Source organism: Pantoea sp. SGAir0184 (genome assembly GCF_043544755.1).
The window spans coordinates 562201-584910 of the sequence record NZ_CP028051.1 but is presented as its reverse complement, the minus strand read 5'-3'; the positions used below and the strand labels follow the sequence as shown (position 1 = coordinate 584910).

Here is a 22710-nt window from a genome sequence, read left to right as displayed (position 1 = left end):
GGATTTTGCGACCGGGCAGAAGATCGAGGTGATCACTGAACCGGGACAGATGATTATCCGGCTGGCAGCAGCTGAGTGATAATGTAAAAATCCCGGCTCGATAGCCGGGATTTGTTTTATTTATGAAAAAAACGCCTTTTAGCTTCATTTAAGCTGGGACTGTTAGCCCCGCCAGAAAAATCAGGATCTTCAGCTTGCACAGGATCATCTTCCCAGCCGCAGATCGAGCAAATTTCATAACCACCTAATTCCAAAATGGTTTTATTGCCACAGCAAGGGCACGCATGAAATTCCTGTTCCGTCATTGTTTGTTCCAATATTCCATCCCCTTTTCTGGCTTAAACATTGTTCTTGGCACACCACTAACATCTTTGGATGCGAAGGTATTCGTTGCTGGATTGTAATACAGCGTATCGCCATTAGGACGAGTTTTTACTTATGTGCCAACAGGCGGATTATTTATAAATGAATGAGTAGCATCTACATATTGTTTAGGATTCTGGAATTCAGTGAACTCTTGCTTATGTTTATCCCAATGCCCATAGGCACTAGGAACAGGTTCTTTTTTCTTAGTTTCAGTCCAAATCTGAGTATCTTTAGCTTTCGCAGAAATCTGCTGGCTGCTTTCATTTATCAGTCTTGATGCTTCGGCAAGATCTCCTTTCTTAAGCGCCGTTGCAGCTACTTTGATAGCCTTGCCTGCAACATCACCCGCTCCAGGTACTAATCCGACCATTGCCACAAGGTAATCAAGTTTAGTTTTGGCTTCCTTGAAACTCTTTATGTCACCGATGATTGGCACAAAATCCAGTCCGGCCAGATCCGCACCTGCCAGCGATTCATCACGATGCGCATCCATTTTAGCACCGCAGGCTTCGGCACTCATTCCGGCACAATTTTAAGCCTTGAATTCCTCAGTAACCTTCACTAATGCATCCGGCGCTTTCTGATATTTCTCCTGCTGTGATATTCCAGAGGCTTTGTTCTCCGCAAGGTCACTCAGCGCATGATTCTCCACCGCATTCTTCCCTGCCTGAGCGCCGGCCAGTGCACTGGCGCTACTGCCGCCGGTCACGCCGCCTGCCAGACCTGCAGCCAGGGTACTCAGTGCACTGATGATCTGCTTATCCGACTCCTGCAGGTCACCGACCTGTTTACCCGGATACATCGAATGCATGATCAACTGACCCATCAGCTCTCCTCTGACTGCACCCGTCGCGCCTGCTACTGCGCTGTTTCCTGCTGCCCGCGATCTTATCACACGAACCATTGCACTGGTGCCACGGCTGTAAAGGCAGATCAATGCGATCAGGCAACTGCTAATTACGAAGCAGAAGTTTGTGGCTGAGATGCTGGACGATGTGATTGGTTAAACAGAGTAGATATCCGGCGCGGAGCTGAGCTGAGGTGCGCCAACACCTCAGCCTGCTAACCATAACCAACTATACGAGGTAGTTAATCATGGCTGAGCACGATACTAAGCCACAAGTGAGCATTTCCAGAGCGTTACGGCAGCGATTGGTAAAACGGAGTAATTAACAGACGCTGAACTGAGGTGTTGGAGCACCCCAGCCCACTGACCATGAGCAACTAAGAAGTAGTTGATCATGGCTGACACGCATCATGAGTCAGAGACCCGCACACCCACAACCGCTGCCTGCGGACTACAGGCGCATTATTACAGGTCGGCTAGCGGCCTAACCGGTGCCAGCCGAACCCGCTGCCAAAGCTCACCATTAAAGGCCGCTGGCTGGAGCATCTGGGCTTCACGACCGGGCAGAAGATCGAGGTGATCACCGGGCCGGGGCAACTGCTCATCCGGCTGGCGAATGAAGGGTAATTAACTGATCTGTGGATTAAAATCCCGGCACTAAGGCCGGGATTTATTGAGTTAAGATTATAAGTAGAGGCTATCATCGTAAGGACTGGCAGCAAGAATTTCTTCAAAATGTTTTCGAGATTTTATTCCCCAGTCGATGTTGATTTTGTTCATAAGCTCAATAATCTTTGGAAAATAAATACGCCGACTATCTTTACCAGGAATCCGATTATTTAATTCGTACTCGACTGCTACATCATGTATAAAATCATACATAATCCAATAAAGTAACTCATCTGTTGAATCTGTAACCTTTCTAGAGAACTCACATCCTCTCTCGGAACAGATATAATTATACTTTCCATTTTCAAATGAAATATAAGGCGTTCCATCATCAATAGGTGCTGAGCAAAGGTTAACAGAGTGAACCGGAAAACCTAATATCAAAACCAGCGTATCTATTTTTTTTTGAAGATCATTAATACTCAACAGCATTTCAATTAACCCTCTCAATATATTTGTTGTCTAACAACCATTGTACATTTACTGGTTCCTGCATATTAGGCAGAATCTGAATACCTCCGCCAGGTTCACCAAAAGCAGGGGCTATTTTCCCTTGCATAACAGGCAACGGTTTTATGACAACGTATTCATGGTATTTATCCGCTAAGGAGCCAGGGCTAAAGCGCGCTGTTCCTGGGGCGTACCTTGTGGTGCCAAGAAAGAACCATTTGTCTTGCCATACCTATCCAAATGAGTGCCTACAGGAAGCGTTGTTTTAACTGGTTCTTCGGCAAAACCTAATTTTGCAGGCCAGTTCCAGTCTCCGCTTTCATTACGGTATTTATCGTACTGTGACCCCCCTGAAGCTTCCTCATCAGCAGCATTTCTATTTGGCTCTGCCGTTCTTCCGGCTGAAGGTTGAGATAGTTTTTATGCTGAACTCTCTTTTGTCGGTTCCTTAATTACACTCTTCAGCCCGTAAGCACCCGCCAGAGCGGCAGCCAGTTCCTGAGTCTGCATTGCTATATCATAACGGCCTGCTGCTGTTTCCCAGCTCACACCGGACGCCTGTGCTATTGCTGTTATGGCTTGGTCGCGGCTGATACTGCCTGCATCCAGTCCCTGCAAAACACTTTCCAGGTTTTTCACATCCTGTGGATATAAATCCCTGTACAACAATGAGTAGGTCGCATTTTCACCATATTTATTAAATGCTTTCTGAGCCGGGCCAATCAGCGCACCACAGGCTGAATCACCTTAATTACCATCCATACAGACCGCTTTTATCGCTTCATCACGCGCTTTATCTGTCTGATTAATCGCCGCAAGCTCTTTCGCTTCAGCCGGTGTCAGTTCCTGTTTCAGATAGTCGCGCTTCGTCTCCAGCTGTTTCTTTCTGTCGGCTTCCTGCACGCTCAGCCAGTTATTCTCAACCACATTTTCCCTGCCTGAGCGCCGGCCAGCGCACTGGCGCTACTGCCGCCGGTCACGCTGCCTGCCAGACCTGTAGCCAGGGTACTTAGTGCACTGATGATATGCTTATCCAACTCCTTCAGGTCACTGACCTGTTTACCCGAATACATCGAATGCATGATCAGCGGCCCATCAGTTCTCCGCTGACCGCACCGGTCGCGTCTGCTGCCGCACTGGTTCCTGCCGCCCGCGATCGTATCACACGAACCATTGAACGGATGTCTCGGCCGGAAAGGCAGATCGATGCGATCCGACAGACGCCAATGACTAAGCAGAAGTTTATTTCTGAGTTGCTGGATAACGTGATGGGTAAACGGAGCAGCTAACAGGCGCGGAACCGTGGTGCTCGAAACCCCAGCCCGCTGACCGCAAGCAATTAACAAGGAGCTGGTTATGGCTGGCACGCATCATAAGCCAGAGACCGACACGCCCACAGCTCAATCAAGACGTTACACCGTGGGATATGTCCGGGATCAGAGGAAGTTCACGCTTTCACCGTCTATTATCCTGAAGGGCCACTGGATGGCGGCACTGGGATTTGAGACCGGGCAGAAGATCGAGGTGCTCACTGAGCCGGGACAGTTGATTATCCGCCTGGCTGCTTAAGGATAACTGACTGATAAAAATGGAATCCCGGCTCACTGGCCGGGATTTTTTGTTAAGATCAATTAGGATCTGATGGGGGAGATTTTCGCGTATTGAACTTGTCTGTCAGATTAAAAACTATTGTAGCTAATGTAATCGCTGTTCCTGCAATAGTTCCAAAAACAATAGCTCTCTTTAGCTGTCCATCGGGAATTAGAAAAAATCCATTTTTGATATATATAATCATCGATGATCCAGCCCCCAAAATAAAACAAATCAGTATACAAAAAACACAAGAGTAAATTAGTAATTTGATATATGCGATCATTTTTTCTCCTCCTTTTCTTTTTCAGAAGATTTTTGTGGAGTTAATGTATTTAAGAGATTTTGTGTATATCCACCTAAAAATTCTGTCCCGAGCGAGCCTATAGCATCAAATATGAAGCCAGGTGCATCCTTTCCTGTTAACGAATTAACAACCCCTGGTGCATATTCACCAAATCCCCATCCCAATCCAGCGCTACCTGCGGCGATACCAATCGCCCCAATATCAGCTCCATTGCTCAATGCCGCACCAGTCGTAGCTATTCCTACGTTCTGCAATAGTCCACGTCCCGGAGCCAGTGCGCCGGTTACAGCCGCAGAAGCACTGCCCCAGTAGTCCCAGGTTGTTTGCTGATTTTCAGGCAGGCTTTGATTCTTCTCACTGTTGATATCAAACCACTGATACGTACCATTAGCCATTGCCGCGATGACTGCACCACCGACTACTTTACCTACCGATGCAGCCGGACCTAAATAAGCTGCTCCTGCTATCAACACGCCGTCCTTATATCCATTCACGATAACCTTGGTTATATTCGCGCCGTCAGGCAAATCACCCTGCGTCAGTTTATCCAATCCTGCCTGTTTCTGCTCTGGTGTAAGGTTATGTTCCTCTGAATACTGATTCCATGACTGCGCAGCGGAGCCTGAACTGGTCATACCCGTACCCAAACTTAGCGCATTATTCTCAACCGCATTCTTCCCTGCCTGAGCGCCGGCCAGCGTACTGGCGCTACTGCCGCCGGTCACGCCGCCTGCCAGACCTGCAGCCAGGGTACTCAGTGCATTGATGATCTGTTTATCCGACTACTGCAGGTCGCTGACCTGTTTACCCGGATACATCGAATGCATGATCAACTGACCCATCAGCTCTCCGCTGACCGCACCGGTCGCACCTGCTGCCGCGCTGGTTCCTGCCGCCCGCGATCTTATCACACGAACCATTGCACTGGTGCCACGGCTGGAAAGGCAGATCGATGCGATCCGACAGACGCTAATGGCGAAGCAGAAGTTTATTTCTGAGATGCTCGATAACGTGATGGGTAAACGGATTAGCTAACAGGCGCGGAACTGAGGTGCTCGAATATCCCAGCCCGCTGACCGCAAGCAATTAACGAGGAGCTGCTTATGGCTGGCACCCAGCTTAAGTCAGAAACCGACACGCCCTCAACTAAATCAAGACGTTATACCGTGGGATATATTCGTGATCACCTGAAGCACCGGCCTTCACCGTCGATCACCCTGCGCGGGCACTGGATGGCAGAGCTGGGATTTGCGACCAGGCAGAAGATCGAGGGGATCACTGAACCGGGACAGATGATTATCCGGCTGGCAGCAGCTGAGTGATAATGTAAAAATCCCGGCTCAATGGCCAGGATTTCCTTTTAGTTATCTGTATAAGCGGCTATTAGCTTATTTATTTCACACCAAAGTTGACCTTCATTAAATTCACATTCTTGACGATCATTATCTGGGTTATACATATCAGCAATACAAAATACGCTGGAGAGTAACTCACTTAAATTATCATCATCCTGTGCAAGTAATTCATTATCACGTTCTGTTTTCCACTTAATCATATAAGTGTCCACAAAGCAGCCAGCGGTTATGTCCTTGGATATAAAACTGTCAATGTAGCTCTTAAGTGATTGACTCATCTTGAATCTCGTTATCCATAACGTTATCATACTTTTTCGTTTGAGGATCAAGCTTCCATCCACTGACAAAATTACCTGTTATATCAACCACAACTACATTATTTTTTGCGGGTTAAAAAATACTTTCAATTCTGGAACTAACAAGTATTTGCCATGTTCATAAGTACTTGTGTTATCTAAATGTGGCGTGGTCTCCGTCAACAGGCCGAAGATGAAGCAGTGACTTAAGGCGTTCCTTGGCGCGCTGAACTACACCGACGATCTGCCGGTGATCAAGCGCGGGAACGGGCATTATGGGTGGATTTGACGGCTAAAAATAGGAAGATCCCGGCTTGAGAGCCGGGATCATTGATGGCTAATCGTCGTAGCGGAAGTCTATATTTAGTTTCATTTTTTCAACATCCAGAGTCAGTTTACATCCATGCCACGCAGGGCGGCCATTGGTCAGATTGTTTTCAATATAGTAGTTGCGAAGCTCTACTAAATAATGAAGGATATCTGTATTCGCCCTTCCACCTGCCGTTAACCATTGAGTTTTATCATCATCATCAAGATAATCATATTCATACTCACAATGATCATTTTCCGGTGACAATTCTGCACGCATAATGATCTTCTTAGCTTTGTCGGGAGCGATACTATATAAAACAGTACCGATATCTTTATAAATCTCTTGATCATTTCTCATTATTTCCCTCCCGGTGCATTTATAAAGGTTTTTTCTATTGGGCGACCACCATTAATAGAGTAGATAACGTTGAAGCTTTCAGGGCGACCACCAGTTCCAGAATAAACGGGATCTATCTTAACATTCACCTGCTTACCCTCTTTCAGGGCAGAAGCCCACGTATTTTCCATTTGTTTCCAGGCACCCTTATTCAGATTACCACTCATTGGAACAATATTAAGCTTCTCACCCATACCACCAAAAATGCTGGCTATCAGGTGACCACCTTCATCCCCTGCAACCCCACATTTACCAGCTTTGCACTGTTGGTATGTATTACGGTCTTTTGTCAATAATGACAGATCTGCTTCAACAGACGCTACCCGGCCATTATTATCGGTCACATAAGTTTTATTAGCATCAACTTTATACGTTTTATTTGGCAGGGGATTATTCAGTTCTTTACTCCAGTTTCCCTTACTACCTGATACTGCAACGATTTCATCGCTGGCCTTATTGATCAGCTTCGAGGCTTCAGCAAGTTCCCCTTTGTTCAGCGCTGTCTCAGCCGCTTTAATGGCCTTGCCCGCCACATCCCCTGCGCCCGGTATCAACCCTAACGCTGCGGCAAGATAATCCAGCGCACTCTGCGCTTCCGCAAAGCTCTTGATATCACCCACCACCGGCACAAAATCTGCACCGGCGGCAAGAGTTTCTTTCAGCGATTCACGCCGCTCGTCGTACATTTTCACCGAGCAGGCTTCCGCGCTTAATCCGGCACAGTTCTCCTTCATATAGCGCTCGTTTTCCGCCTCAACATACTCACCGGCCTTCTGCTCAAGCGTTTTACCTTCAGACTGCGCCTGCGCTATATCACCCAGCGAGTTATTCTCAACCGCATTCTTCCCAGCCTGAGCGCCGGCCAGCGCACTGGCGCTACTGCCGCCGGTCACGCCGCCTGCCAGACCTGCAGCCAGTGTACTCAGTGCACTGATGATCTGCTTATCCGACTCCTGCAGGTCACTGACCTGTTTACCCGGATACATCGAATGCATGATCAACTGACCCATCAGCTCTCCGCTGACCGCACCGGTCGCGCCTGCTGCCGCGCTGTTGCCTGCCGCCCACGATGTTACCGCACCTACCACTGCATGAGCCATCGCTTTTGCGGCCTGATTGTCGGCGGTATATTTGTGTATCTGCTCGGCCAGATACGGTGCCGCCGCGCCGCTGGCTGCCTGTGCCAGATTGCCACCCGCCAAACCCTGAATCGCCGCAGTCGCCGCCTGAATCCCCTTCTGGATATCGCTGCCGGTGCCCCAGAGTGCCATGGCCTTCTTATAATCACTGCTGTTTTCCAGCGCTTCCTGATACGCTTTCTTTTCAGCCGCAGGAGCGTCGGCATCCGGCTGGTTTATGTTGTTTTTTGCCAGTTCCTTCTTACCTGCTTCCGTCGCCTCAATCTGCCCCTGCGTCCGGGCGATATCAGCAACCTGGCTGCCTATTTCACCGATCAGCTGAGCCGTCTGCAGGCGTTTCTGCTCCTTCTCTTTGTCGAAAATCGGGCTGATGCTGTCATTAGCGTGCTCGGTGTCGCGGCTAAGTGCAGCAACATCCTGCTGCTGATTTGCCTGGTCGCGCACCACTATCGTTCCCTGGGCAACGGCTGACTGCGTGGTTCCCTCTGCGTGGCCACTGCTGCCTGCGCCCGCCAGCATACTGGTGGCCATGTTCCCTTTGAACTGGCCGCTGAAGTTGCCCGTCGAACTGAGGCCAATCCCCTGGTGCTGGGTTTTATAATCTGCCTGATTATGCAGGTCCGTGAAGCCAAGCGTGCCGGTATCAAGACGGTTTTTATCCGCGTCAGCCTGGCTGGCGATCACCGCACCATTGAGCTGGGTGTGACTGCCAACGGTAATATCAAACCCGCCCTGACCGGCATAAATGCCGCTTTGCTCCAGCACACTGTCGTAATTGCTGTGCATTTTATCCTGGCTGGCGTTGATATAACCGGAACCGGTCATCGAGCCAAAAGTGAAACTGCCGCCGGCACCAACACTGATCTGCTTCGAATCATAGTTATCACTATCCTGCAGGCTGGTAATAGACAGGTTGCGACCAATGTCAGCAGTCACGCTGTTACCGTTAACCAGCGCGCCAGTCAAAGTGGTGTCACGACCGCTACTGATGTCGACAACACCGCCGCTGTCGAGGGTGGTTTCGCTCCAGACGGTGCCATTCCCCTTTTCATGGCCTTTCGCCCCGTTAACGCTGGCGAAAATACTCAGTCCTGCGCTGCCACTGCCCACGCCGAAACTTAGCCCGATACCGCCACCGCTGCTGCTGTTTTTACCGCTGGTTTGTTGCGTACTTGCCGCGCCCGTCAGGTTGATGTCGTTCGCTGCGTGCAGTGACGTATCACCACCAGCCTTGAGCTGGCTACCGGCAATCAGTAAATCACCGCTGCTGGCACTATTGCCGTTACCGGTGGCATCAATACTGAGGTTTTTCCCGGCATTCAGCGTAGAACCGCTGACGGCGTCGGACTCCTGATGCTGCTGAGATTTTGATTTTTGAGTGGTCAGCGAAATACTGATGCCAACACCATTGTTAGGATCGCCATTGGCCTGCGCAAGCTGGCTTGCCTGGTTCGCCTGAACACCGGAAAGCACCGCTTTGGTTGCCTGTAATGCGGCCAGACGGCCATCGCTCTCTTTTTTGGCGGACTGTGCGGCAGAGACCGCACTGTTAACTGCCTCGGCTACTGCGCCTGAAAGCGCCAGCGTCAGTCCACTGGTGCGCTGCTCAAAACGTTCGTCGCGCGTACGTACATCGTGGCCGGGCGTGATTGCTACGCTGTCACCTTTCAGAGCCATGTTGCCGCCGGCAATCAAATCCGCCCCCTGCACCTGCAACTGCTGGCCTGCGGTGATTGAAACGTTCCCGCCGGTGCTGCCAACGGTACTGACACTCTGGCTTTGCGTCGTGCCTTTTTCCTTCAGATCGTGCAGCGACTTACTGCTGCCGATGCTGATACCCAGCCCACCGGTTCCCATCAGGCCGCTTTTTTTCGTCTCGGAGAAGCGCCAGCTTGACTCCGTGTTGGTAGCGGCAGAGATCCCGACATTGTTACCGGCGCTGAGCGCCACATTATCATCACCCGCGACCTGCGATCCTTTTACCAGCAGATCGTGACCCGCGCTCACGGAGATATTGTTGCCACTGAGCAACGTGCCTTTTTCGTGCGTAGCGCTGTCTTCCTGAATGGTGTGGGTGGTCTTCTTGCTGAACAGACCTTTTTTGGTTTTCGTCTCTTCGCGATAGTTATAATCGCTTTCGGTGGCCGTAGTGAGGTTAATATCATGCCCGGCTCGCGCGGCGATATCCTGTTTTGCCGTAATCTCACTGGCTGCGCTGTTGATGTCATTCCCTGCTGCGAGCACGATATTACCGCCACTGCTGATTTCGCTGCCGGTTTGACGAACCTGCTCGTTGATCGTCACTTTTTTGCCGCCCCGGCTCTCGCTGTATACGCGACTCTGCTGGGCATTCAGGTTCAGATCACGCCCTGCGCTCAGGGAGGCGTTTAAATCGGCCATCAGCTGCGCTGCCTGCGAGTTAATATCGCGACCGGCGCTCAACGCTAAATTTCCGCTGCTCTGGATGGTACTGCGCGTAGCGTTAATGCTGTCGCTTTTGCTATTGCCCTGCGTCTGATGGCTACTGTTATCCAGCGTATTCAGATTGATATCATTTGCAGCGGCCAGCCTCGTATCGCCTTTTGACACCAGCGTGCTGCCGCTCAGATTCAGGTCGTGACCGGCACGCGCGGTGAGATCGCCACCCGCGCTTACGCTACCGTCCTGGCTGGTGGTCACCACAGCGCTGCCATTTTTATTAAGGCGATCGGTATGCAGTGCATTGGCGGCGATATTGATATCGCCCCGCGCACCCAGTTGTAAATCACCGCGGGCAGCGAGCGTCGCACCCGTGTTATTGATGTTGCCACCCGCGCTGAGGCTGGCATTTTTGCTGGCTGAGATACTGGCCACATCCCCTAACTGGGTATCACTGAAGCTTAACGCGGGCGCATTTTTGATGCCGTTAAGCGCCAGGCTGCTCCACTGCTGAGCCTGCGTAACGTTATTGATGTTTCCCGCCGCCGATGCGAGCGAAACGGTTTCGGCCGAAATCGATGCACCGATATTATTAATATCGCCAATCGCGTTCAGTTGCAGATCGCCGCCCGAAGCCAGTAAACCAGCATGCAGGTTATTCAGCGTGCTATTGCTGTTGGCTGACAGCAGCGTTTCGGCTTTGATAGTACTACCGTCGTTATTGATCTGCCCGGCATCCAGTTTCACCGCCTGACCAGCAATCACACTACCTGCCGCTATCTCACTGTCGCCTGGCGCCAGATAGAGTTTCGGAGCCAGCACGGTTTGACCATTAACCGTGGTTTTTTCCCACCACACAATACTCGTAGTCAGGGCCGCCACCTGTTCCGGCGAAAGGCTAACCCCCAGTTGCAGGCCCAGGCCCGCCTGTTGCCGGGCCGCGCTGTCCATCAGGTATTGCATCTGCTGCAGATCGGAGCCGGTACCACCCACATAGCGATGCCCGGTCTGGCTCAATATGGCGTTACTTACGTAGCGGGTATCGAACGCGGCATCACCGAGGAATTTATAATCCTTATCGGGTGTAAGCTGCAGACGATTCAGCAGATAGGCAGAACCGAGGAATTTATCTTTGTCGGTATAGATTGCCGCCGTTTCGACTCGTGGGCTGCTGCTCAGCGTCGGCTGCGTTACCGCCTGAGCCGATTGTTGAGCTGCCCCGGAAGTCGGGTTCCTGAGAAACGCATTGAGGCCATCAAACAGGCTGCCGTCGGTTTTACCGACCTCTGCCAGCTGTGGGTTAGTGGTAATCAGGTAGGGACTGGCAGGATCTTTACTGGCGACAAACAGGCCGTTGTTACCGGCAGGCAGTGGATAATCAGTTAACGCCGCGCCCTGATTACCTATTTGCTGTAGCGCGCCTGTCAGCGCATCCTTCCACTGCGGAGACCCGACGGCGATAGTTTGCCCGGCGGCAAGCTGCTGGTTCTGCACGCCACCCACGGATTGCAGTGGCGCAGTTCCTGCGATACCCGGTTTGCTAATGGCATGCACCATGCTGCCAGCGTTAGCCACGGTATCCGTATTGCTCAGGTTATTCGTAAAACGGGCGCTGACGTTGCCGCCAGCCTGAATCACGGCACGCAGACCTTCTCCCGTCTGGCTGGTTTCATAAACGGGTGCGCCCTGCAGGGTATAAACCACCTCGGAGCCCAGGCCACTCTCGTATTTCACACCATGTGAATTCCCGTTACGTAAATCAGCAATGATCGAAGGTGCAGTATCTTCTTCGCCGTAAAGGTTAGTATCAATCCGTCCCGTATTAGGATTGCCATATTTGTAGACCAGATACTGGCTTTGAATACTGTTTTCCCAGGACTGATTATTCAGATTGTTGCCGGTGAGCACGATATCCTGACCGGCGAGTAAATTACTGGCTTGATTGTCGAGGGCATCGGCTGTCACTACCAGATTCCGGTTAGCAGCGATTCGACCTGCACCGCCAGTCGCGCTGGCCGTGACGGTGGTAGAACTTACGAGAAACTTGCGAACCGCCGTACTAAGTTTCGGTGCCAGCGTGGTGTAAGGCCGGTATTCGGTGTGGCCGTTTCCTTTACCATTACTTCCCCCCGTCTGATAACCATGCATGCCGTGATAAACGCCGATCTCATCGTCATCAAGCTGACCAAGCTTCACTTTCATGGTGGCTTGTCCCAATCCGGCGGGGGCATTCGTAGCGGACGCTGAAGTTACAGAGGTATTCATCCCCTCACGCTGATTCAGCAGATGCCCGGTACGGATGGTGATATCTCCGAGCGAGGTTTCAATATTGCCTGAGGTATTGATCACTTCAGCGCTGGCGTTACCCGCCGCATCGCGCTGCAGCCACAGGCTATTATTCGCCAGGATATCGCCACAATTATTTTGAATACTGCTGGCCAGCAGTTGCATATTATTCCCGGCATACAGCAGCGCACGGTTTTCTATCCGGCTGCCTGCTGTCATCAGCAAATTCCCTGCTGTCCCGACGAAGCCATAATTCACTAACTGGCCGCGACTGGTGAGACGCATATCTCCGCCGGCCTGGACGCTTCCGCTATCATTAAGCGTCATGTTGCTGGCATCGACGTTCAACGCGCCGCTGCCGCTGCGTAGCTGACCATTATTGATGAAATTATTGCTGCTGAGTTGCAGGCTGTTGCCCTGCAGCGTCCCCAGAACGGTGAGATCGCCTTGCGTACTGAGATTCAGCGTTTTACCCGCTGCCAGCGTGCCGCTCTGCGTGAACCCCGATCCCAGTTGCAGGGTCATGTTGCCCAGCGCCAGCAGGCTGCCGGCCGCATTCAGCACAGGCGTATTGAGGGTCAGATCGCCTGCACTATAGAGTTTGCCGGTTGCCTGGTTATCAGCATTCTGTAAGGTCAGGGCCAGCGCACGGCTGGCGAATACGCTACCGCTGTTGTGCAACACACCGCCGCGCACCTGTAAATTATCGCCCTGCAGCTGTCCCTGATTGGTCATCTGGCTGGCATTCACCTGGCTATCACCCAGACCGGTAAAAGTCCCGCTGTTCACCAGGTTGTTACCACTGTAAGCCAGCCCCTGCGCCTGCACCAGGCCGCTATTCAGTACCGTCGGTGCCGACAGCGTCAATCGTCCACCGGTAAGCAATCTTCCCGGGTTATTCAGGCTGTCGCTTAGCGTTATCGTCGTAATGCCATCGCCCTGAATCTGTCCCTGGTTCAGTAAAGATTGCGCGTTGAGTTGCAGAGCACCCTGGCTGCGCAGAACCCCGCCCTGATTCGCAATCGCCTGTTCAACGTTGCCATTCAGGTTCTGCTGGGCATACAGCTGACCACGGTTAGTCAGGTTGCCGCTGGTTATCACCAGATTTTTGGCTTCGATATCACCGGCACTATCAATCGAGCCCGCTTTCAGGGTGCTGGTTCCCGCGCTCAGCAAAGCAGCGCCTTTTAGCTGCTGCAACTGTCCGCTGAGGTTGGCCGTCAGCTCGTCTGTTGCTGTAGCACTTCCCTGATTAAGCAGCGAATTACCCTGCAGCTGCAGATTTTTTGCCGACCATTTGCCTTCATTATTCAGGCTCGCCGCCTGAATGGCCGCCAGACCACTGGAAACGATATTACCCTGTGCCAGCGTGTGCAGGTTGCCGGTTGCCGTAAGACTGGTGCGCGCTGCGGACTGGATGCTGCCATTGACATCAATCTGGCTGGCACGGGCATCAATGCTGTTCGCCTGCCAGCTACCCTGCTGGTTGATACGTTGCGCATTCACGTTCAACGCGCCCTGAGTCAGTAACCGGCCCGACTGGGCATCGGTCAGATCCTGCTGTAATTGCAACACCAGGGATTTCAAGCCGATCAGATTGCCGCTGTTGCTTACACTGTCCGCCTGAATCGCCAGCATATCGCCCTGCATCTGACCCTGATTACGCAACTGCGAGCCTGTCAGCGAAAGTTGTTCACCACTCAACAGCTTGCCACTGTTATTAAGCTCGCGGCTTTGCAGCGTAGCGGCGCTGTCCGACAGCAGGCTACCTGCGTTGTCCAGCGTCTGCTGCAACGCAACATCAAGCCCTTTGCTGCCGAGGGCGATTCCGCTGTTATTCAGCGTATTGCCGCGCAGTTGCAACGAGCTGCCCTGCAAGCGTCCGGCATTTTGTGTGCTTTCAGCGTCCACTTTCAGCGCACCGCCTGACAGAATTTGCCCGGATTGCAGGTTATTGAGCGCATCGCTGCGCAGCGTGACCGATTGATTGCCCTGCATCAGCCCACTGTTAGTCAGTTGTTCGGTATCAAGTTCGAGGGTTTGTCCACTGAGGTTACCTGCGTTGCTCAGCGCGGAAGTGTTCAGCGACACCCCATCTGAGGCCAGTAGTGAGCCCGCAGGCGCGTTATCGAGCGTGTTTTTTACGCTGATATCCAGCGTTCGCGCAGAGGTTTGCCCCTGGTTGCGCCACGCATCGCTGCGGATCGCCATCGCGCCCAGCGCGTTAAGAGTGCCCTGCTGCTGTAATGTTCCAGCGGTCAGATCCAGGCGATCATTGGCGCTCAGCGCGCCCGTGTTATTAATAATGTCTGCGGCAATGGTCAGATCCTGCGCGCCGGTCTGCGCCCGGTTGTTGAGCATACCCGCCTGCAAAGTCAGCTGGCCGGGTGTAAACCACTGGCCAGCCAGATCGGCCTGGTCGGCAACGTTGAGCGCGATGGCGCTTTTGCCCTGCGTGCGCGCATTGTCACCACTGCTTAACTGTTGCGAATTCAGTGTCAGCGCCTGGTCGGCGGAAAGCGTGCCGTTCAGCTCAATATTTTGCCCATTGAGCTGAATGTTTTGCGCACTGGTCTGTAACGAACCTGCGCGGGTCGTCAGTTTTTCTGTCTGGAAATTGAGGTTGTGCTTCGCGCTCAGCGTTCCACCGAGGTCAGCCTGGCTGGAGTGCACCCGCAGAGCGCCGTCTGTCAGGGTGTTACTGCCATCGCCAGCGGTAAACTGATCCGCATTCAGCGTTAAGTCGCCCTGCGCGCCCAGCAGACCGTTGTTATCCAGCTGGCCGACATCCAGCCGCTGCCCGGCGCCAGATTGTGCCGTACCGTTATTTGTTAATACGTGGCCAGAAAGCGTTTGCTGGCCGAGCGATTGCAGCAGACCCGCGTTGGTGAGGTGATCAAAACTGAAGTGCGTATTACCATTTGCCGCCAGCGTACCGCTATTGACGAAGTCAGTTGCACTGAAAGCCAGCTCGCGTCCGGCAATCAGCGTGCCAGCCCACTGGCTTTGATCATTAACCTGTAATGCAATGTCATTACCGGCGGATAGCTTGCCCTCACTGAGAGCGTTGAGGCGGTCTGCACGTAAAGTGACATTGCCACCCGCACGGCTTTGTCCATCCAGCTGCTGCTGTGCGCTGGTCAGGCTAAGGTCCTGCTGAGCCGTGAGCATTCCGGTTTTGCTCAGGTGCAAGGCACCGCCGCTCAGCTGAACATTATCTCCGTCCAGCTGACCACCGATCGTAGCCTGCTGGCTGGCCGTCAGTGAGACGTCACCGTCACCGTGCAGTCTGCCTGTGCTGCCAAGCGTGAGGGTATCGCCGTTCAACATCAGGCTACCCCCGCTGGCAATCTCGCCTTGCAGTATTTGCTGACGGGCGCTGAGATTGATGTTGCGCTGGCTGCTAAGCCGGGCGTCTGCTGCGGTTTGCAATGAGGTGCTGCTTAGCGTCAGGCCGTTTTTACCGCTTACAGAACCGTTCAGGGTGAAATCGCCACCCGCTAAGTCCAGCTCTTCACCGGCGAGTAACGTCCCCGTTGCGCCATTCAGCGCCTGCTGCGTGGCACTGATATGCAGCGCACGCGAAGACCCGATCAATCCCTGATTGTCCAGCGATGAGGTTTTGAGCGTTTGCCCGCCTGCCGACTGTAAGCGTCCCTGGTTGCGTAAGGTATTTGTCGTAATAGTCTGGTTTTTCTGCGCCTGAATCAGGCCGTTATTCATCAGCGTCTGCGCCGTCACACTGATGTCACCGTTAGCTGCAACGGTGCTGTTTTGATCTGCCGTGACGTCGCTTGCCGCCAGGCGCAGATTGCCGCCGCTGGTCAGTTTATTGTTACGCAGCTGCACATTGCCCTGGCTGTTCAGCGTTACGTCACCGGTCGCCTGTTGCGTCCCCTGCAGCTGCATATCGCGGGCATTCGCGAGCAGCTTGCCGCTGGTGCTGGCATTCCCCAGTGTCAGGGTGCCATTCGCGTTTAACGTGATATCGCCCTGGTTGGCCAGTAGATTACCGATGTTGACCCCGACGCCTTTGTCGCTCGACACCAGATGAATCCGGTTAGCGTACATGCCGCCAAGCGCACCGGTATCGACCGCCACTGACGGCACTGGCCCTTCTCCGGCGATTGGCGTAACCGAGCCGTCCTGCGCAACGCGGTTGGCACCCGCCGTGATAGCGAGATCGCTGGCATGAATATCCGCATTAATTTTGGTGGCGCGCGCAATGAGCGATACCGCATCAGCGCGGCTGCCATCCAGCCCTTTGCCCTCAACCGTCACGTCGCCTTTGGTGACTTCCAGCGCGGCAAGATTGCCGCTGGCATCCAGCTGCGGTTTTCCGGTGGTGAGCGTGACGTTGGGCGTATTAATAAAGCCACAGCCGTTACAGGTTATGCCGTAAGGGTTGGCCACGATCACATTCGCGGCTTTACCCGCGACTTCGGTATAGCCCTGCAACTGCGAACGATTAGCTCCCACCACTTCATTGATGATCGCCCGGGCTTCGTGCCCGGCTTGCAGGTTAGGGTTATTCTGGATCAGTCCGCCCAGTTGCGTCTGGGTAAGTTGCCCGCTGGCATTATTGAGAATCAGCCCCTGCTGACCGACGTTGTACTGCTGGTACTGGTTATGGGAAACACCAGCCTGATTCGGCGTGGCGATATTGACCATCGGCACGCCGTTACCCGCGGCATCCATGCGCGTGCCCGGCGTAACCGGGGTAATTTCCGCGGCCACAACCGGCAGCAGTGGCTGTACCGCCACCAGATAACAAATGAAGTAGCTCAGCGCGCGACGAAACGGGGAAACCGGTTGACGATCATCCATAATCATTGCCTCTTAAAAAACCAGCCCGACCCGGGCATAAATGCTAACGTGATCCGGTTGCAGATAGCCGGGATAACTGAGCGGAAAACCGACCGTGTATTGGGTATAAAAGAAACGGCTGCGGGTGCTGATCCCCACGGCGCTGCCCCATATCGTGCCCACAGACTCGCGGTTCTGCGCATCGCTCTTCAGCCAGCCGCCGTCCACCGCCGCCAGGGCGCTGACGTCACCGACCAACGGCAAGGTGAACAGGGTGTAATCCAGTTCATTACGCAAATAGCCACCCGCGTCGCCTGACAGGTATTGTTCTTTGAAACCCCTGACTGAGCTTTCGCCGCCGAGCGTCAGGCGTTCGCTGCCGTATAACCGATCCGGTGACCACTGGCCATATACGCTGCTGAGCCACCATAACTTGTCCGAAACCGGTCGCTGAAAGCTGCCGCTCAGGCTCCACTTGCGAAACTGCGCCCGCGGTAAGTCCCCGCTTTTGTCGGCATCACTTTCCGCATCAAACCACGGCATACCGCGGCTAAAGGTTGGGTTGAGCGTTGCCACGCCACCGAACACCTTTTGCGTATGGTTGAATCCGATCTGGGTACTGGTGATTTTGCGACTGCTACTCTGCAACAGGGTATTGTTGAGATAGTTGTGACTGGTGTAGTGATTCAGGCCGAGCTGCAAACTGGTTTTGATTTCACCGTTGCGAAACAGCACCCATGAACCATTCAGGCGATGCGCAATATTGTCGCCGTTACTCAGCCAGGTGAAACCATTGTTATCAAAATGACTGTGATAACTGCTCCAGCTATAGCTGTAGTCGAGCAGGCCGTAGCCATACGGCACGCTGACACCCGCCTGCACATTCTGCGCGTCACGCCACTCGCTGAATGCGCTGCTGCGACCGCCGCTGATAAACCAGCGATCCGCCAGCCCTAACAGGTTGTTGCCGGTCAGCGATGCGGTTAACTGACCGACACCGGTGCTTTTTTGTCCGCTATTATCAAATCCCAGCGCGGCGCTGAGCGGAAATTCTGCCGCTGTCGTCAGGTTCACCACTGAATAACCGGGCTGCGGCGCAGGCTGAATTTCAATCTGTACCGGGGTGCGGCGCAGGCGATTAATTTGCTCCATACCCTGCTCAATATCGCGCAGGTTAAGTATTTTTCCTTCAGTATGAGGAAAAGCCATCTTTAACATTGCCGGCTGCGCCCCGTCGAGGCGAATAGCGAATAGTTTCCCTTCCAGCACCGGAATAATTAACTGCCCATGCGACAGATCCTGTTCGGCTAAAAACGCCCGGCTGGTAATGTAACCACGTTGCATATACCAGTCAGAAACCGCATGTACCAGCGCATTAATTTCACTTAAATTCAGACAGCGATTGATATAAGGTGCCGTCAGCGCCTGTTGCTGACGATCGGATATCAGCGTGACGTGCTGCAGACGGATATGCTGGATCGGAAAACAGGGGCCGGGGCCCGCCGGGGAGGCGTCCGGCGCATTCAGCGGTGCCACAGCATGCCACAGTGCATCGCGCTGCTGCTGATCCTGCTCCAGTCGCTGCTGTTGTTGGTTTTGCAGATAATCGCGGTCGCCGGGTGTCAAAGGGGCAGCGATAATCTGGCCTGACGCTATAATAATAGACAGCGCCAGCAATATCCTTATTTTTGCCATCATCAAAGACTTAAGTAAAATTAATTGTAAAGGTTTTGTAAGCTTCTGTGCGCAGAATATCACCTAAACAATCAGAGAGTTCCGCTTAATATTAAAAGACAATAAATTTCGCAAAGTTTTAATTACGCGAAAAAAACAGTTCTCCTTAGCACAAATAGACAACAGAAAATTAGCAGGAGATTTTGATTCATTAACACAAAGCGATGGCGGCATGACCCCCGCATAAGCAGACCGAATGATATGAGATCATGTCAGCGATAAATCAGTGCCGTATTGATAAGCGCCACGGCAATCTGCGCTGACGCCGCAGTGCCGGGTCATTTAACCGGTCACAACGCTCTTCTTTTACCTTAACGTCATGGCTAACGGTTTTGTTGGCTGAAAGTTGCCGCTGTGCCACCGCATCTGCTGAATTCATACCCCGATTAATCAAAAAACGAGCACCGCACCGCCACACCACGGTGCACCGTGGCGCTTTTTGCACCAGTAAATCTCATAATCTGTGCTTATTACGGCATCAAATTTCCTGCTGAATCAAAGCCTCACGATTCTGGCATGCGGGTTGCTAAGCCTTTGGTAGAGATGTTGGACCAATTAAGGCAAAGCGATGCATGACCCGGCTGAACTCCATCCCATCATTCCCACGCGCAGCGATACGCTGATTCTTGATGCGCTCACGCGCTACATGGCGCATGCCGGCGCGCAGCCGGGCAGTCGCCTGCCGCCGGAGCGCGAGCTGGCGGAGAAACTGGGCGTCAGCCGTAATACGGTGCGCGAGGCGCTCAAGCGCTGGGAAGCACTCGGCATCATTGTGCGCAAAAAAGGCAGCGGCACTTTTCTGCAGGCAGAAGTCGGTCTGCATGACAGCTTTCTCTCTCTGCGCTTTAAAAACGACTCCGCCAACATGCTTCATGCGCTGGAAGTGCGCCGCATCATTGAGTCCGAATCCTGCGTGCTGGCCGCGCAGCGCGCCAGCGCCGACGACCTGCTGGAAATCGAACGGCGGCTGGAAGAGATGGAGCGTGTGCACCTGGCTATCGGTTCCGCCGGGCCGGAGGATTGGGCTTTCCACACCAGCATTTACCGCGCCGCCGGTAATCCGCTGCTGTTGCAGATGCTTAACGGCGTCTACGACACGCTGCACGCCTTTTTCGAATCCCCGCCGGAGCAGGCACTGTTTTCAGACTCGTTTCCCCTGCACCGTGAACTGTTTAACGCCATCCGCGCCCGCGACAGCCAGGCCGCGCGCGCCCTCTGCCACCAGATTCTTGATATTACCGAACGCGACATGAAGGACGTGATCCATGCCAAACGCTAAACCTATTGCGCAACAGACACTGCTGACCCACGACCAGCGCCACGAACAGGGCGCCGTAACGCCACCGATTTATCAGTCCTCGCTGTTTACCTTCAGCGATTACGACAGCATGATCGCCCGCTTTCGCGGTGAGAGCGACCAGCCGCTCTATTCCCGCGTTGATAATCCGACGGTCAAAGCGCTACAGGATAAAGTTGCCGCGCTGGAAGGCGGTGACGCCTGCCTCGCCTTTGCCAGCGGCATGGCCGCCATCAGCAACGCGATTTTGAGTGTGGTTCAGCCAGGCGCGAAAGTGGTCTGCGTTAATCATGTCTATCCCGATACTTACCGCTTTTTGCGCGGCTTTTGTCAGCGTTTCGGTATCACGACGCAGTTTGTTGATGGCGACGATGAAGCGGCGATGGCCGCCGCGCTGCCCGGCGCCAGCCTGCTCTATCTGGAAAGTCCCTCCAGCTGGGTGATGAGTGAACAGAACCTGCGCCAGCTGGCCACGCTGGCGCGCGATGCAGGCGTCGTCACGTTGATTGATAACAGCTGGGCTTCGCCCATATTCCAGCAGCCGCTGCTGTGTGGTATCGACATCGTGGTGCACTCCGCCTCGAAGTACATCAGCGGCCACAGCGATGTGGTGGCCGGCCTGGTGATTGCCAGCCACCAGCACATCAACAACATTGCCCGTCACATTAGTCCGTTCCTTGGCGGCAAACTGTCTGCGAACGAAGCCTCTTTGCTGATGCGTGGCCTGCGCACGCTGCCGCTGCGTATGAAGCAGCATCAGCACAGCGCCCTGCAGCTGGCGGAAAAGCTGCGTGACCATCCGCAGGTCAGCGCGGTTTGCCACCCCGGGCTCAATCCCCCTGCATGGTCCACGCTGCGCGGTTACAGCGGGCTGTTTTCCTTTGCCGTGACCGAACAGGTCGACATACCGCAATTCTGCAACGCCCTGCAACTGTTCCACATGGGCGTCAGCTGGGGAGGTTTTGAGAGCCTGGTGATGCCGGCGATTTCGGTCATTAATCAGGCCAGTGAATTTAATTCAGCCCAGGATTTTGGTGTCTCGCCGCGCCTGATCCGTATCTCTGTTGGCCTCGAAGAGACCGACGATCTTTGGACCGATCTGAATCAGGCACTTGCTGCCGCCACTCACCGTTAATCACGCTCCGGAGAACCAGCCATGACAACACGTTTCGCCCTGAAAGCCCTGGTACTCGCCGTGGGTTTAGGCAGCGCCTTTTGCAGCCTCGCCGCCAAACTCACCGTGGTGGAAGTCATCACCAGCCCGCCACGTACTGCGCTTCTGCAAAAAATGCTCGACGAATATAAGACGCAGCATCCCGGTACCGAGATAGAGCTGATTTCGCTGCCGTGGGGTCAGGCATTTGAAAAACTGGGCACCATGTTACAGAGCGGACAGGTTCCGGATGTGGTGGAGATGCCCGATACCTGGCAAGGCTTATACGCCAGCAACAATATGCTGGAAGATCTTGAACCCCGCCTGAAAAGCTGGCCTGAAAGCGCCCAGCTGACGGACAAAACGCTGGCAATGGCGCGGGCCGCAAACGGTAAAGCCACCATGGTGCCGTACGGTTTTTACCTGCGGGCGCTGTTCTGGAATAAAAAGCTGTTTAAGCAGGCAGGACTGAGTGAGCCGCCGAAAACCATGGACGAGTTTGCCAGCGACGCGAAGCGTATTAGTCAGTCAGGTAACGGTATTAGCGGCTACTGCATGCGCGGCGGTGTCGGGGGAACCAATGCGTGGATGATGTTTATGGCGGCGATGAATGGCTCGCCTGCCTTCTTTGATAAAGACGGCAACAGTACCTTAACCCAGCCGGGGGCGATAAAGGGGGCACAACTGCTGGTCGATTTGTATCAGCAAGGCGGCGCGCCTAAAGACAGCGTGAACTGGGGCTTTAACGAGATTGTCTCGGGCTTTTATTCCGGCAAATGCGCGATGCTCGATCAGGATCCGGACGCGCTGATCGCGATTAAAAATAGCATGGCGGCTGAGGATTTTGCCGTGGCGCCCATGCCGGTCGGGCCGTCCGGTAAAGCCTTCCCGACCATCGGCTATACCGGCTGGGCGATGTTCAAACAGGGTAAACAAAACGATGTCGCCTGGCCGCTGATTACCTTCCTCAGTAATAAAACCAACAACCTGGCGTGGGCGAAGTTTGTCGGCACGCTACCCATCTATAAAGGTGCGGAACAGGACCCGTTCTATCAGACGCCGCAGTTTGCCGGCTGGTTTAAGGAGCTGAACGATCCAAATTATGTGCCGCTCACCATGCCGACCCATCTCAAAGGCTGGGGCTATTTCAATTCGGTGATCGTGAAAGAGAGCAGCCAGGAGACGTTACTGGGCGAAAACGACACCAAAGATATGGTGCAGGACTGGGCCAGCTATCTGAGTAAAGAGCAAAAAGCCTGGCTCGCCAGCCAGTAATCCCGCGTAAACC

General features: G+C 53.5%; 15 protein-coding genes and 3 pseudogenes. 6 read left to right on the top strand and 12 right to left on the bottom strand.

All coding sequences use genetic code 11. From position 1 onward, the window contains the following. Positions 1-116 precede the first annotated feature (116 nt). Both C1N60_RS22820 and C1N60_RS22815 read right to left on the bottom strand, forming a co-directional pair. A complete protein-coding gene (locus C1N60_RS22820; protein WP_222986736.1) occupies positions 117-305 on the bottom strand; it encodes a CPCC family cysteine-rich protein in 189 nt (62 codons plus the stop codon). After that, positions 302-1243, bottom strand: a pseudogene (locus C1N60_RS22815) (VENN motif pre-toxin domain-containing protein); the annotation flags it as partial. The pseudogene C1N60_RS22815 and the gene C1N60_RS22820, both read right to left, overlap by 4 nt. 364 nt (positions 1244-1607) lie before the next feature. Here C1N60_RS22815 and C1N60_RS22810 point away from each other — a divergent pair. After that, a pseudogene (locus tag C1N60_RS22810) lies at positions 1608-1840 on the top strand (SymE family type I addiction module toxin). Between the two features lie 57 nt (positions 1841-1897). Here C1N60_RS22810 and C1N60_RS22805 read toward each other — a convergent pair. The 5 genes and pseudogenes from C1N60_RS22805 to C1N60_RS22785 all read right to left on the bottom strand — a co-directional run bounded on the left by C1N60_RS22805 (position 1898) and on the right by C1N60_RS22785 (position 3405). Continuing rightward, the gene (locus C1N60_RS22805; RefSeq protein ID WP_348879319.1) at positions 1898-2314 is read right to left on the bottom strand and encodes an Imm63 family immunity protein; all 417 of its coding nucleotides are present in this window, start codon (positions 2312-2314) and stop codon (positions 1898-1900) included. Between the two features lies 1 nt (position 2315). Continuing rightward, positions 2316-2581, bottom strand: a pseudogene (locus tag C1N60_RS22800) (TNT domain-containing protein); the annotation flags it as partial. A gap of 171 nt (positions 2582-2752) precedes the next feature. After that, positions 2753-2971, bottom strand: coding sequence for a hypothetical protein (locus C1N60_RS22795; RefSeq protein WP_282997118.1), 219 nt, complete (start codon positions 2969-2971; stop codon positions 2753-2755). 108 nt (positions 2972-3079) lie between these two features. Beyond that, entirely contained in the window at positions 3080-3259 is a 180-nt protein-coding gene (locus C1N60_RS22790) for a hypothetical protein (RefSeq protein WP_282997117.1), read from the bottom strand. After that, the gene (locus C1N60_RS22785; protein WP_394522006.1) at positions 3238-3405 is read right to left on the bottom strand and encodes a VENN motif pre-toxin domain-containing protein; all 168 of its coding nucleotides are present in this window, start codon (positions 3403-3405) and stop codon (positions 3238-3240) included. Before C1N60_RS22785 ends, C1N60_RS22790 begins: the two co-directional genes overlap by 22 nt. A 283-nt stretch (positions 3406-3688) precedes the next feature. On the opposite strand from C1N60_RS22785, the gene C1N60_RS22780 reads away from it, so the two are divergent. Further along, entirely contained in the window at positions 3689-3901 is a 213-nt protein-coding gene (locus C1N60_RS22780; protein WP_058775899.1) for a SymE family type I addiction module toxin, read from the top strand. A 303-nt stretch (positions 3902-4204) separates the two neighbouring features. Here the strand turns inward: C1N60_RS22780 and C1N60_RS22775 are convergent, their stop codons facing one another. Next, a complete protein-coding gene (locus tag C1N60_RS22775) occupies positions 4205-4996 on the bottom strand; it encodes a VENN motif pre-toxin domain-containing protein (protein WP_394522005.1) in 792 nt (263 codons plus the stop codon). A gap of 336 nt (positions 4997-5332) precedes the next feature. On the opposite strand from C1N60_RS22775, the gene C1N60_RS22770 reads away from it, so the two are divergent. Beyond that, positions 5333-5551, top strand: coding sequence for a SymE family type I addiction module toxin (locus tag C1N60_RS22770; RefSeq protein ID WP_058775900.1), 219 nt, complete (start codon positions 5333-5335; stop codon positions 5549-5551). A 38-nt stretch (positions 5552-5589) separates the two neighbouring features. On the opposite strand, the gene C1N60_RS22765 is transcribed toward C1N60_RS22770, so the two are convergent. The 4 genes from C1N60_RS22765 to C1N60_RS22750 all read right to left on the bottom strand — a co-directional run bounded on the left by C1N60_RS22765 (position 5590) and on the right by C1N60_RS22750 (position 18936). Next, the gene (locus C1N60_RS22765; RefSeq protein WP_058775970.1) at positions 5590-5862 is read right to left on the bottom strand and encodes a colicin immunity domain-containing protein; all 273 of its coding nucleotides are present in this window, start codon (positions 5860-5862) and stop codon (positions 5590-5592) included. Positions 5863-6217: 355 nt separating this feature from the next. Next, the gene (locus C1N60_RS22760) at positions 6218-6550 is read right to left on the bottom strand and encodes a hypothetical protein (RefSeq protein ID WP_394521860.1); all 333 of its coding nucleotides are present in this window, start codon (positions 6548-6550) and stop codon (positions 6218-6220) included. Beyond that, positions 6550-17259, bottom strand: coding sequence for a hemagglutinin repeat-containing protein (locus C1N60_RS22755; protein WP_394521859.1), 10710 nt, complete (start codon positions 17257-17259; stop codon positions 6550-6552). The genes C1N60_RS22760 and C1N60_RS22755 overlap by 1 nt, the downstream gene beginning before the upstream one ends. 12 nt (positions 17260-17271) lie before the next feature. Further along, positions 17272-18936: a ShlB/FhaC/HecB family hemolysin secretion/activation protein gene (locus C1N60_RS22750; RefSeq protein WP_394521858.1), complete on the bottom strand. Its 1665-nt coding sequence runs from the start codon at positions 18934-18936 to the stop codon at positions 17272-17274. A gap of 604 nt (positions 18937-19540) precedes the next feature. On the opposite strand from C1N60_RS22750, the gene C1N60_RS22745 reads away from it, so the two are divergent. From C1N60_RS22745 to C1N60_RS22735, 3 genes are read left to right on the top strand one after another with little or no spacing between them, the layout of a single operon-like run. Further along, positions 19541-20251: a FadR/GntR family transcriptional regulator gene (locus C1N60_RS22745; protein ID WP_021509083.1), complete on the top strand. Its 711-nt coding sequence runs from the start codon at positions 19541-19543 to the stop codon at positions 20249-20251. After that, the gene (locus C1N60_RS22740; protein ID WP_260640906.1) at positions 20238-21404 is read left to right on the top strand and encodes a PLP-dependent transferase; all 1167 of its coding nucleotides are present in this window, start codon (positions 20238-20240) and stop codon (positions 21402-21404) included. The genes C1N60_RS22745 and C1N60_RS22740 overlap by 14 nt, the downstream gene beginning before the upstream one ends. 21 nt (positions 21405-21425) lie before the next feature. Next, complete coding sequence (locus tag C1N60_RS22735; RefSeq protein ID WP_059011244.1) at positions 21426-22697, top strand: ABC transporter substrate-binding protein; 1272 nt, start codon at positions 21426-21428, stop codon at positions 22695-22697. Positions 22698-22710: the final 13 nt, after the last annotated feature.